At 66.8% G+C, this 11,723-nt stretch carries 11 protein-coding genes and 1 pseudogene; 5 read left to right on the top strand and 7 right to left on the bottom strand.

Translation table 11 applies throughout. From position 1 onward, the window contains the following. From MKK63_RS21030 to MKK63_RS21055, 6 genes are all read right to left on the bottom strand, one after another. The coding region (locus tag MKK63_RS21030) for a hypothetical protein (protein ID WP_244005246.1) at positions 1-1,082 on the bottom strand (1,082 nt) is incomplete at its 3' end. A gap of 401 nt (positions 1,083-1,483) precedes the next feature. After that, on the bottom strand, positions 1,484-3,667 hold the full coding sequence (locus MKK63_RS21035) for a hypothetical protein (protein WP_244005248.1): 2,184 nt from the start codon (positions 3,665-3,667) through the stop codon (positions 1,484-1,486). Then, positions 3,667-5,580, bottom strand: coding sequence for a hypothetical protein (locus MKK63_RS21040; RefSeq protein ID WP_244005250.1), 1,914 nt, complete (start codon positions 5,578-5,580; stop codon positions 3,667-3,669). The genes MKK63_RS21035 and MKK63_RS21040 overlap by 1 nt, the downstream gene beginning before the upstream one ends. 51 nt (positions 5,581-5,631) lie before the next feature. Continuing rightward, positions 5,632-5,904: a hypothetical protein gene (locus tag MKK63_RS21045; protein WP_244005252.1), complete on the bottom strand. Its 273-nt coding sequence runs from the start codon at positions 5,902-5,904 to the stop codon at positions 5,632-5,634. 3 nt (positions 5,905-5,907) lie between these two features. After that, complete coding sequence (locus MKK63_RS21050; protein ID WP_244005254.1) at positions 5,908-6,105, bottom strand: ribbon-helix-helix protein, CopG family; 198 nt, start codon at positions 6,103-6,105, stop codon at positions 5,908-5,910. Positions 6,106-6,237: 132 nt separating this feature from the next. After that, positions 6,238-6,780, bottom strand: coding sequence for a hypothetical protein (locus MKK63_RS21055; RefSeq protein WP_244005256.1), 543 nt, complete (start codon positions 6,778-6,780; stop codon positions 6,238-6,240). Positions 6,781-6,927: 147 nt separating this feature from the next. Here MKK63_RS21055 and MKK63_RS21060 point away from each other — a divergent pair, with 147 nt between their 5' ends. The 5 genes from MKK63_RS21060 to MKK63_RS21080 all read left to right on the top strand — a co-directional run bounded on the left by MKK63_RS21060 (position 6,928) and on the right by MKK63_RS21080 (position 11,601). Further along, positions 6,928-7,143: a helix-turn-helix domain-containing protein gene (locus tag MKK63_RS21060; RefSeq protein WP_244005258.1), complete on the top strand. Its 216-nt coding sequence runs from the start codon at positions 6,928-6,930 to the stop codon at positions 7,141-7,143. Positions 7,144-7,458: 315 nt separating this feature from the next. Continuing rightward, positions 7,459-7,686: a hypothetical protein gene (locus MKK63_RS21065; RefSeq protein WP_244005260.1), complete on the top strand. Its 228-nt coding sequence runs from the start codon at positions 7,459-7,461 to the stop codon at positions 7,684-7,686. Beyond that, a complete protein-coding gene (locus MKK63_RS21070; RefSeq protein WP_244005262.1) occupies positions 7,683-8,135 on the top strand; it encodes a hypothetical protein in 453 nt (150 codons plus the stop codon). The genes MKK63_RS21065 and MKK63_RS21070 overlap by 4 nt, the downstream gene beginning before the upstream one ends. Continuing rightward, the gene (locus MKK63_RS21075; protein WP_244005264.1) at positions 8,132-8,563 is read left to right on the top strand and encodes a hypothetical protein; all 432 of its coding nucleotides are present in this window, start codon (positions 8,132-8,134) and stop codon (positions 8,561-8,563) included. Before MKK63_RS21070 ends, MKK63_RS21075 begins: the two co-directional genes overlap by 4 nt. Further along, positions 8,560-11,601 (top strand): DNA-primase RepB domain-containing protein, encoded by a 3,042-nt coding sequence (locus MKK63_RS21080; protein WP_244005266.1) that lies wholly within the window; start codon positions 8,560-8,562, stop codon positions 11,599-11,601. The genes MKK63_RS21075 and MKK63_RS21080 overlap by 4 nt, the downstream gene beginning before the upstream one ends. Here the strand turns inward: MKK63_RS21080 and MKK63_RS21085 are convergent. Beyond that, positions 11,584-11,723: pseudogene (locus tag MKK63_RS21085) on the bottom strand (IS630 family transposase); the annotation flags it as partial. The gene MKK63_RS21080 and the pseudogene MKK63_RS21085 sit on opposite strands and share 18 nt — an antisense overlap.

The raw sequence follows: 11,723 nt of genomic DNA on the forward strand, positions 1-11,723 counted from the left end.
CCCGCACCGCGCAGCATCCCGTAAAATCGGCCCGGGTCGAACATGGCCCGCGCCTGCTGCAGCGAGATCGGCCGGCCACCGACCTCCGGCGCCCTCATAGCTCCACCGCCGCCCTGCGCCTGTTTCTGCTGAGCGCCCGCGATGCTCTTCAGGGCGTTCGAGATCTGGGCGTACTGATTGCTCGGCTGCGGATCCGGCGCACCGGTGACGGACAGCGGCTGCCCCGACAGGATTGCGACATCGGGTGTCGGCGAGGCCTGACCCGGCACGGCAGCCCCCTGGCCGACGATGCCCCCGAGGCCAAACCCGCCCTGTTGTGCCGTCGAGCCCATCGAGGCCCCGGCAGGACGGGAGATGCCCGGCGACATCTGCGACGAAGATCCGGACGCCATGGCCGGCAGAGCCTGTCCACCGCCGCCAAAGCTGTTGGCGTAGGCTTGGGTCGTCGCCAACCGCGCTGCGTTCTCCCCGCCAGGGCGATCGTAGCCCGCGAACTTCCACGCATCCGCCATCAGGCGGTGCGCCTCGCTGGGGCTCTGGGCGTTCTGCAGAGCCTGCGTGAGTTGCGGGTTCTCCTGGAGGAGAAAGTTCGCCTGCGCCGTCACTGGGTCGGCCGCACCCTGCGTGAAAGCCTTCATGTTGGCGAGGCGATCTGCCCGCCACGACAGGATGCCGCCGGACTGACCCGCCTGCCCGCTCTCGGACGGGTCGGACCACGAGCCGATGATGTTGCCGGGGCTGTAGCGGCTTTCGTGCTGCGCATAGGCGGCGACTGCGCCGAGGCCGTTTGGGTTCGTGAGGCCGCCCTGCTGCAAGGTGCCGATGAACCGGCCGCGGATGTCGCCCGGATCCATAGTCGCCGCCTGCGCGCTCGACGGGCCTAGGGCGCCCATGGCTGCGGAGGCGAGGCCCTGTGCGCCGGGCTGCACGACGGGCGTCGGCGCCCCGGTCGGCGGGGTCTGGGGCTGGTAGCCGGTGAAGCCAGGGGGCGTGGTCGCGGGCACGTCCTGAGACGCCATGGTCGGCGCCTGAGCCTGCTGCTGCGCCTGCTGTTGCAGATACTGCTGCAAGGCAGGGCTCAACGGGTTCTGGTCGTCGCCGCTTGCGAACGATGGCAGGGAGCCGAAGCCTAGCGACATGCGGAATGCCCCATGGTTGCGAAATCCGGGCCGCTGACGGGTATCAGGCGATTTCGGGTGTCTATCTGCGGCTTCGGATCAGCGCCCGTCCTGGGCCAATTTTGACGAGTTTGGTGGCTATCGACAGAATGCCGGGTCGGGGCCACATTCTCAGGCATGCGCCGCACGGCTGAGATCCTGACCACCCTCGTGTTGTTCACGGCCGCCATGGCAGTGCTGTCCTGGGCTTTGAACGCGAGTGTACCGCACGCAGTCGACTGGGTTGCTGACCGCATTGGCGATGTCGCTATGTTGGCGATCGTGGCAGCAGTTTTCATGACGACCGGGTTCTTCGCGTGGCGGGGTCATCGCCCGAAGAAGGGCAGCGCCGGCAGGCTGGAAGGCAGGTAGCCCCGCGCTCGGTCGCTCTGAGAGATCGTTCCCGCCTGGGCACCGACACGAGCCGCACCGCCGTAGGCCCCAACCTGCTGCATCATCCTCCCGCGCCGCTCAATGGCCGCGAGTAGCGCGTCGAGGGCATCTCCACCCTGCATCGTCACAGCTCGGGCAAGCTGCTCGTTTCGGGCAAGGTCCGCCTGCCGCCCGGCGGCGCTGGCGGCGAGCTTCAGGCCGCCCATGCCGGCCTTGGTGGCCAGGGCGCTCGCTCCCGCATCCGCGCCGCCCAGGATCGTCGCCAGACCCGGCAACACGTCGGTCGAGCCCGCCGACACTTCCCGTGGGGCGATGTCCCTAGCCGAGGCGGTGCGCTGGGCCGTCTGGCTGCCGCGCACCACGTCGTTGTAGGTCCGGTCGAAAGCCGCTTCCCGCCCGACCGTGTTGGCGAGCCGCTGCGTCGGCTCCTCGCCGAACACCGTCGCCATGCGCGCCCGGTTGAAATCGCCCTCGCCCATGAGGTCGCGCTGCAGGGCCACGCGATCATTGAGAGTCGTGCCGAGATGGCGGTCGACTTCCGAGCGCAGGCCCGTGCGCTGCATGAAAATTTCCATGGGCGACATGCCGGCGGTATCGGCTGCGAGCTGCCCTGGCCGGATCGCGTCACGTCCACCGCTCAGCAGCGTCTGCCCTCGTGCGAAGGCGTCCCGACCCGCGAAGTACTGCTGCGCCGTCTGGTTCGCATCTCGATACCCCGGCACCTGCGCCTCAAGGGCATCGTTCAGGGCGCCGCGGACCTGTCCAAGCCGGTTGACCGTGCTGGCCGCCGCGCTGCCCATCTGCCCCTGAGCCTGCGCGATCGAGGCGTCCAACGCTTCCTTGGCGTTGTGCAGAGCCTCCGGGCGGCGGTCGGGGATCATGGCGCGACCGACACCGGGCACGTCGCCGTCGTGGTGCAGCAGGTTCCAGGCGCGATCGAGTGCGTCGGCCGCCGGCCCCTTCTCCTGGCTACGCAGGTCGCGCACCATCCCGAGAACGTTGCTCGTATCGACCTGCACAGGCTGGCCGGTCGCCTGCCGGTAGAGCGGCGGCACCGTGGCGTCGTAGCTCTGCTGCCGAGCAGCTTCTACCATGGCGGGTTCAGCGGCAGGGCCGAGCGCTTGGTCCACATCACCACGGATCCGAGTGTTCGCACCGGTCGCGCGGGTCTCCAGCGGGCTCACGATCGCCGTGCGGGTGGCGGGTTCGACCGCGAGGCCCTGCGCTCGGCCCGTGAAGGCTGGCGACGTGTCCATGAGCATGGCGGGTTGGCCGAGATCCGCGAGACGAGCACGGACTGCATCGGCACCCTCTGAGGCGGCTACGTCGTCGGCCAGCTTGCCCGCAGCGGCAGATCCGAACCCAGCCGTTGGAGCGAAGCGTTCCGCCGCGAACTCGCCAGCTTTCCGGACACCCGCGCCGACGGCAGCGCCAAGCACTGGAGCGCCGAAGCCTAGTCCACCGCCAACAACCGCGCCTTTGCCGATCTCGCGAAGATCTCCCCCGTTTCGAACCCCCGCATCCGCCCCGCCAAGAACCCCGCCCGACGTAGTTGAGGCTAGCATCCGCGCCGGCAGCGCCGCTTCCCCCGCGCCGAACAAGGCCGGGGCCGCCATGATCATCGGGGCCGTGCCCGCGATGCCGCCAGCCACGCCACCGACCGTGCTGGCGACCGGATGCGCCGCCTTGGCGCCCGCGTCGTAATCCTGGATCCGCTTCAGCTCATCCGAGTAGGTCGTCCCATCACGATACGAGCGGATACCAGCGGCTACGCGGTCGCTAGCACCCGTCAGCATCGGGCCGACCACGGGAATGCTGTCCATGGCGTTGCTGGCCGCCGCGTACAGGCCGGTCGGTACGCCCGCGCCCTGCCGGTGCAGATCCTCGCTGCTCGGCATGTCGGGCAAGCCGCCCTCGATGTACGGCGAGGTCGTGGCAGCCTTCGCCGCCGCGACCTGCTGCGCCTGGCTCGGCTCTGGTGCGGGGCGGGACTGCTGGACCTTGAACGCCGCGTAGGCATCGGGGTCGAACGCCTCAACGGGGGCAGCCAGCGCGCCCGATGCCTGCGACTTGAACGCGGCAAAAGCCTCGGGGTCGAACGCCTCAATGTCGGCCATCAGAACCCCTCCTGCAGCATGCGAGCATGGGCGTCGGCTGCGGACAGGCCGCCTTGGCGAAGTTGCTGGTAGCGAGCGGCCGGAGCCGGTGTCGTCTGCGAGGCCGACACCCCAAGCTTCGGCGGGCTCGGCATCTCCGGCAGGTAGACGGAGCGGTCGGGGCTGACTCCGTACTGCGTGGCGAGACCACGATAGCGGTCGGCAACGCCATCAGCAGTCTTTCGGGCCGTGCCGTACAGTTCTGCCGCCTGTCCGAGGAAATCTTTGCGCTGCTCGGTAGACAGAAATTCGCCGTTCAATGCCTTGTTGTAGGCGTTCAGCACCCGCTCGGGCACACCGGCCGCGTTCTTGGCGGTCGCGTACTCACCCTCTCGAACCACCGAGCCCGGATCCAACATTTTCATAAATCCGAACACGAGACCGATGTCGGAGGCAGGCGAAACAGCATTCGGGTTCCCTTCACGCTGCTTCGTTGCAGCGATGACGCGGCCATAGCCATCGTGGACCTGAGAGAAGGTGCCAAGCTGCTTCGAGAACTCCGTGCGCAGCTTGTCCTCGGTATCGAAGCCCTGAGGCTTGTTGCCGGGGGCCTGGTAGACCGGCTGCCTCGTGTTGGGATCGAACACAACACCATCGGGGCGCACGTTCATCAGCTTGTCGCCAACGGCCTCGTCTTTGGCCTTGGCCTCCGCACCGGCCACGGTCGCCTTGTAGTTCGGATCGGCCACGCTGCCGACGATCGGACGCTGCCCGCCGGGGGTGTTCGGGTCCGCCTCGAAGCCTGGCTGGGGGCCGTTGACCGAGCCGACCCGCTGCCATGTGCTTGGGTCGCTGCCGCCTCCCGGGGGCACCAGATACCGGACGCCATCATGATCGACGGTAGTCGGGGCTCGGTTCTGCTGCTGCAGCAGGTTCGAGAGCATGGTCGGGTTGTACATGCCGGCAGTGGCTTGCTCGTGCGAGAACCCGGCCTTCCGCAATGAGCCATAGGTCGCCTGCTGCCCTTGGAGGGTCTGCTGCAGCTTCAACTGTTCCAGCGCGTTCTTCACATCGCCGAGACGGCTCTGCTGGTAGCCCTGGAGGCCGGCAGCGACGCCTGGGCCGATGCCGCGATTGCTCATCAAGCCGATGCCGAGGTTCAGCATCAAGTTTGAAAAATCGGGGTGGTTGATGCCGCCGATGAATTTCTCCATGACGCTGCCCTGACCCAGCCCGGAGGACGCCCCCGTCGCAGCGGCGGCCCCGGCCGGCGACACGGCACCCTGCGGAGCACCAAGAGCACGCGGCTGGCCCGCCGTCACTTGTCCGGTCAGTGGGTCGAAGGCATTCGCGAGAGGAGGACCGCCGGTCGGCTCCATGGCGCGATCAGCCGGGGTCGCGGGCAGATGCTGGTTCGGCAGCGGACCGGGGACTGCCTTGCTGCTGGCGACGATCTGCCCCTGCGGCGCGTCTGGGTTCATGCCCGACACCGAGCCCGTCGCGGTCGGCATAGGCGGGGCCAGCAGATCCGCGTCCGAGAGCCGTTGCGGCGGGCTTGGCACCATCCGCGAGGCCATCGGGTCGGCCGAGCCGGAGAACGGGTTGAGCCCGCCCCCCATACCGCCGCGATCGTACAGAAGCTGATCCGGCGAACCCGGTACGGATCCGAGCGCGGCGCGATCCTGCGGCCCGGCCTGCTGGCGCTCCAGCCGCTGCGTCTGGGCCTCGTTCATTGAGAACGGCGGGGCACTCTGCGTCGGGATAGCGCCCGTGTTCTGCGGGTCGACTTGGCCGAGAAGACTGCCCGGGGTCTGGGGCGCGGCGGGCTGCTCGCCGCCGAACTGCGCCTGGAGCCGCTGCATCACGGCAGCTTGCGCGGCCGGGTCGAGATCCGCGAAGGTCGGCAACATGCCGAAGGAGAGACCGCCGGACATGGGCAAGCGCCTACAGGTTCGAGAAGCGGATGAGGGCGAAGCAAAGCACGGTCACGCGCTCCCGCAGGAGCCGAGGGCGGCACCGAAGCACTCGAACTGATCGCCGGTCTGCGCCCGAAGGCGATCGAGGGTCGCGATCAGGGCCATGACCTCAGCGAGATGGCCGTGAGTTTCGAGGTTCGTGGCCGTGGCGTTGCTGACTGCCGCGAGCGAGCGCAGCGTGCCCGCCAGGGCGAAGCGGTAGGCTTCTGCCTTGGCCTGGAGCGGCGATAGGGCCTGCCCCGAAGCGTCCTGTGCGACATCGGTTTGCGCAAGGTCGACCATCCGTCAGGCAGCCGCTCGCATAGCCGCCGGAGCAGCGGGCCCGGCCGGGGGCGGATCGTCAGAGCGGACGATGGACCCGAGCGCGCGCCGCACCCACTCACTGGCAGACGCGCCTTCGCGCTCAGCCGCGGCGTCGATCGCGCGGCGCAGATCCGCATCCGTGCGGATCGTGATCGTATCGGAATAGACGAGCGGGCGCATGGGCTGCCTCCGTTGCTACTCGACAGAGTAGAGGAGGCTGAGCAGAACGTAAGACGTTGAATTGTGGCGCTGACTCTTGTCTGAGCGGCTAATGCAGTCCGTCTCTTTTTAAAAGGCGCGACATATTGTCATTTATTCAGTGTCGGGTCGCTTCTGCGATTTTGCTGCGCGATAGGCGTGAACTGCTTTCTCTGTAGTCTTAATATTTGTTGGAAATGAAGTGACCAACCCAAAATCTTTAAGTGTTTCTATTGCAATTCGAGGAGCTAAGCCAATCAGCTTTTTCTTCTGATCTTCTGTCCACTCGCCGCCCTCATCAGGTTTTGGCTCTCCAAAATCAGGCCCTAATAAAGTTTCCAATACAGTATTGATGCCATTTTGAACATGCCATGCCGTGGCATAGCTATCAACGTACCTATCGCCTCTAAAATCTTCAATACGCCTGATCGTTGCTGAAAGTACTCTAACTAACAGCTGAACATGCGTTCTGTTCCCAACAAATACTGCGAGCAGGTCATCCTCTTGGAAGCTCTTCTCTAATCTATGCTCGACTTCTTGGGCAAGGGATCGATCTGCCTTGGAAGCCTCGTTCTCAAGAGCATCGCGCAGCTTAGCCGTCGTCCGCATGTTCAGCGGCGAACGCTTGTTCTCTCGCTCAGCGGCTTTGATCGCCATAACCGGCACTCCGTATCGTTCGGGCCTTTTGCATATCGGATGCGTGGGATCCGACGCAACCCTCTTGCGCCCGCCGTTGCTGCACTTTAACGTCTGCAGTGCGTTGGATCCAACGCAATCACGTCTGACGCAGTACGGAGGCCGGAAGTGCCAAGCATTGAGGTCATCAGAAAGAGGCTGACGGACGGCCTCAACGTGAAGGCGGCGGATGTCGCCAAGCTGTCCGGGATGAGCCCTGCGGCCTTCTACAAGGCGATCGAGCGGGGCGAAGTCGAAGCCGTGAAGATCGGGCGGACGCGACTGATCCCGCCGCATGAGGGCCGTCGGATCCTCGGCATGAAGCCTGACGCCATCGCCGCATAACGAAAACCGCCGGCCCTGAGATCAGGACCGACGGCGGGTGTTCTCTACGACGCATCAGCAACGGCGTAGATATACCACCCGACGCGCAGTCTCAAGGATTTCCGGACCGGCTCCCTACTCAGAGGAGCCAATCGTGAAGCCCAAAACCAACTCCCGACCCATCGCTATTCGGCCCACAGAGGCCATCCCAGACGCAGCCGCGCTACAGGCCCGCGCAGAGCAGCACATCGCCCAGAAGTGGGGCGTGTCCCTTCCCGTCGCCGCGGTTCTTAGCGGCCTAGCCGGCATCGGCCCGCAAGTTCGGGAGGCCCGCTGATGGGAGCGCCCGCCGCCATCTCCCCCACCGCCGCACTCACCTTCGATGCCGTGGCCGAGGCCGCGAGCATCGCAGAAGCCTACGCCCGCAACGCGGCTGAGTTCGCCCTGATCCGAGACGCCCGCGGCGCCGCCTACTCGCTCAACTGCGCGGCGAAGGCCCTCGCATCGGCGGCGTCGACTGCCCAGGCGCTGCGCCCCGCTCAACAGAACGGGGACGGCCGATGATGCACGTCGCCAGCGACATCTCACGCGCCCGGATCGACCGATACCTCGCGACCGCGCCGGATCACCTCCGTCCGATCCTTCTCGTCGTGCGCGACAGCGGCTGCGCCTGGATGAACATTCCGCAGCAGATCGGCCGGTTCGAGATCCCGAAGGGGCGGCCCCTAGTCTCCATCATCGGCGACGATCTGGACACCGCCATGGGACCGGCAGGCTTCCACCGGAAATCGATCCGGCGACTGCTCGCTGCGTCCCGGTTCATCTCGATTGTCGCGGCCGAGCCTCAGGTGCTGGCCTACGCCACGCCTGCCCTCGCCGCCGCTGGCCTCGGTGTGAACGGGACGATCATCGAGACTCGGCCCGAGTTCGAGTTGCAATGGCACGCCCTGGCGAAAGCCGAGGCGCCCAAAGCGCAGATGATCCTCGTCTCCGTGAAGGAGACCGCGCAGTGACGAAGCCCATCACCCGCCAGCAGCGGCGCGCAATGGCGCGCCACATCGCCGACAACGAGACGACGGTCGAGGCGGACCGGAAGTTTTTCGAACGCCGCCCCAATCGGGTCTACCGCGTTCGGCGCATGAGCCGCGCCGAGATGGGGCAATGGGAGACGGCGCTAGACGATCAGCTCGTTATCACCACCGAGTTCTCAGCGTTCACGGTGGTCAAGAACTTCGCGCCCGGCGTCCGGATGCGGATCTTCGTTCCGGGGCCACCCGATGAGGACGGCAACGAGACCAGCGACGACCTGGGCCGCTTCCTGTGGGAGCGCCATTCAAAGGCATGCCCCTGGGTCGCCGAGAAGGAAGCTCGCCTACAGGCCGCGATACGCCTGCCGGGCGGTCCGCTCGCAGGCCAGAACCAGGAGCCCGACGCCGCTTGAACGCGCAGGCTCCCCTCGTCGCCGATCGGGCCGTGGTGCGTACCTTTGTGGAGCGCATTCACGCCCACGCCGCGGCCGCTTTCGCGGGCATCCATCAGCCGGGGATGCTGCAGCTCGTGCGCATTCACCCGGCGACTGAGGACACCCTGCCGTTCCGCTTCGCCATCGGCGAAGTCGACCTGATGGCGGACGAGGCTGTGCGGCAGGCCAACGCCGGCAACAACGTCTACATCGAGGCCCGCACCGTCGCGAAGAACGCCGCCAAGCGCGGATCAATCGCGGACACGGTGGGCGTGTTCGGGCTGGTCAACGACGCCGACGCCGATAAGGGACGGGCCGGGCATCTCGCGGTCGAGCCGTCTCTCGTCGTTGAGACATCACCGGGCAACTTCCACCATTGGCTCTTGCTCGACCGCGCCGTGCCGGCGGCTCAAGCCAAGGCCCTCGGCGCCGCGATCCGGGCTCAGGCAGGAGCGGACGCGGCCTCTGGGGTTCTGACACAGCCCTATCGCATCCCTGGCACCCCGAATTTCCCCGGCAAGCGCAAGCTCGCCCGCGGTCGGATCGCTACGCAGACCGGGATAGTGCGGCTCGACGGCAAGGTCTGGACGACCTCCGAGCTGCGCGCCGCTTTCCCAGAGCCCGAACGGCCAACTCGCCCCACCGGGACCACAGCCGGCGAGACCGGGCCCACAGGCCGCACCAGCACCGCTGCCGAAGCCATCGCGGCTGAGACGGGCGCCCCCGACCGCTCGGAACGCTTCTTTGATGCGGTGAAAGCCGCCTACGCAGACGGCTTGTCGCCCGACGATCTGGACGAGGTACTGCGCCGCCATCCTGACGGATGCGCCGGCAAGTACCTCGAACCCTACGACCGCTTGCGCCCCGAGATTGATCGCGCTTGGGAGAAGGTTTCCCAGAAGGCTGAGGAGATCCGGCAGGCCGCCGAGCGCCCCGCCTACGAAGACGCGTCAAACCCCATCGAGGACGCTCGCCGCGCGGTCGCTGCGGCGGTGCAGAGGTTCATTGACGCCGCCACCGCCTACCGCCTGTCCGGCGACGATGAGGCCGAGCCGCCAGTGCATGGGCTCGCCGTCACGACTGGCGTAGGCAAGACGAGCGCGACGGCTAAAGCCCTGGCTGCGCACATCCTCTCCCGCCGCGGCACCGTGCAAGCCACAAAGGGGATCTTGTATGCGGTGCCAACGCACCGGCTCGGCGCGGAGATCGAGCGGCAGTTCATCGAGCACGGCGTCACGGCCCGAGTGTTTCGCGGACGGCAAGCACCAGACCCAGATCGCTCCGGGCAGGCGATGTGCGACGACCTGGAGGCGGTGGAGATCGCCTTGGCACTCGGCGAGCCTGTCGAGGCCGCGTGCTGCCGCCATAAGCCGAAGGGTATGCCCGAGCAGGTGTGCGCGCACTTCCACACATGCGCCTACCAAGCCCAGAAGAAGCGCAAGCCGGATGTCTGGATCGTCGCGCACCAGATGCTGTTCAAGGCCCAGCCTGCCCTCGGCGACATTGAGATGGTCGTCGTCGATGAGGGGTTCTGGCAATCGGGCCTGCGCATTCCGAAACACGGCCTGACCCTCGATGAAATCCGTGCGCATCTCCCTCTCGGGAAGGCACGGGAGGACGGCCTACAGAACGACATCGAGCACTTCCGCGGCCAGCTCGCCCGCGCGCTTCTTGCCCAGGATGGCAGCGATGGCCCCGGTGGGGTTCGGCGTGAGCACCTGCTGCGCGCCGGCCTAACCAGCGAGATATGCACCAACGCCATCAACGCCGAGTGGAAGCTGAAGGAGCGCGCGCCCGTCTATCCTGGCATGCCGAAAGCGGAACGCCGCCGCGCCGCTGAGGCAGCGCGCCACGCCAAGCATGTCCGATCCTACACGTCGATGTGGAACGCCGCCCGCGGCATCCTCTACGACGAGGAGATCGAAGTCTCGGGCCGCCTCTACATCGAACGCCGAGATGAGGACGACGAGGGCCACGTCCTCGTGGCGAAGGCCCGCGGGTTAAAAACCATCGCCAAGGCATGGCGCGCGCCGACGATGATCCTCGACGCTACCCTGCCCGCCCCCGAAATCCTGCGGGCGTTCTTCGAGCAGGTGGAGATCCCGGCCCCCGTCGAGGCAGCGATGCCCCACGTCCACGTGCGGCAGGTTCTCGGCGCGCCCGTGGCCTCTCATAAGCTGAGGCCGGCAGAGGGCGAGACCGACAACCGCAACCTGCGTGCGGTCCGCCGCGCGGTGCTCGCCCGCTTTATCCAGAACGACCGCGCCCCGCTCTTGGTGATCGCGCAAAAGGCGGCCGCGGACTGGCTTCGTGGGTCCGGCCTGCCCGAAGGCGTCGCGGTCGAGCACTTCAACAACGTCGCCGGCCTGGACCGTTACCGCGATGTGCGGGGCTTGATGGTCGTCGGCCGCACCATCCCGTCACCCGCCGCCGTCGAGGCGCTTGCTGGCGCGCTGACCGCCCGCGAGGCGACGATAGTCCCCAAGGGTGAATGGTACGGCAAGGTGGTGCGAGGCCTGCGCACCCGCGATGGACGTCCCGCCGGTATCGAGTGCGACGCCCACCCCGACCCGGTTGCTGAGGCCTGCCGCTGGCAGATCTGCGAGGGCGAGATGCTTCAAGCGATCGGCCGCGCCCGTGGGGTCAACCGCACACCCGAGACCCCTCTATCGATCGACGTGCTGGCCAACGTCTGCCTGCCTCTGACGGTCGATGAAGTAACGAATTGGAGCCCCCCAGGAGAGGAGTTCGAGATGCTGGCCGATGGCGTGGTGCTCGACAGCGGAGACGACATGGCCATGGCCTGGCCGGATCTTTGGGGAACTGGACAGGCCGCCCGGAACTGGGCCCACCGCCGCGCGGCCACCAGGAGTCACAGCGTTGCGGATCCCTATAAGAACTCTTTTTATATAGGGATCCGCAACGCTGTGGCGTTTCGCTACCAGCGGCCGGGCCCACGCCAGAAATGGCGCACAGGCGCCTATGACCCCACCACAGTCCTAGTGGTGCGAGTCTAACACTTGGTGCCCGCGCTTTGCGGCCTGGATGATGCGATCCGGGTCGGCGGTCCAGACGAAGGGCTTCGGATTGCCGTTACTCTCGGCGATGAAGCGTTTGATGGCGGCCTGCACCTCGATCA

It is taken from the genome of Methylobacterium sp. J-088, assembly GCF_022829295.1.
Classification (GTDB): domain Bacteria; phylum Pseudomonadota; class Alphaproteobacteria; order Rhizobiales; family Beijerinckiaceae; genus Methylobacterium.

Excerpts from the sequence above, each read along its gene's own strand:
- MKK63_RS21035 (WP_244005248.1), bottom strand. The coding sequence starts at position 3,667 with ATGGCCGACATTGAGGCGTTCGACCCCGAGGCTTTTGCCGCGTTCAAG.
- MKK63_RS21040 (WP_244005250.1), bottom strand. The coding sequence starts at position 5,580 with ATGTCCGGCGGTCTCTCCTTCGGCATGTTGCCGACCTTCGCGGATCTC.
- MKK63_RS21045 (WP_244005252.1), bottom strand. The coding sequence starts at position 5,904 with ATGGTCGACCTTGCGCAAACCGATGTCGCACAGGACGCTTCGGGGCAG.
- MKK63_RS21050 (WP_244005254.1), bottom strand. The coding sequence starts at position 6,105 with ATGCGCCCGCTCGTCTATTCCGATACGATCACGATCCGCACGGATGCG.
- MKK63_RS21055 (WP_244005256.1), bottom strand. The coding sequence starts at position 6,780 with ATGGCGATCAAAGCCGCTGAGCGAGAGAACAAGCGTTCGCCGCTGAAC.
- MKK63_RS21065 (WP_244005260.1), top strand. The coding sequence starts at position 7,459 with ATGGGAGCGCCCGCCGCCATCTCCCCCACCGCCGCACTCACCTTCGAT.
- MKK63_RS21070 (WP_244005262.1), top strand. The coding sequence starts at position 7,683 with ATGATGCACGTCGCCAGCGACATCTCACGCGCCCGGATCGACCGATAC.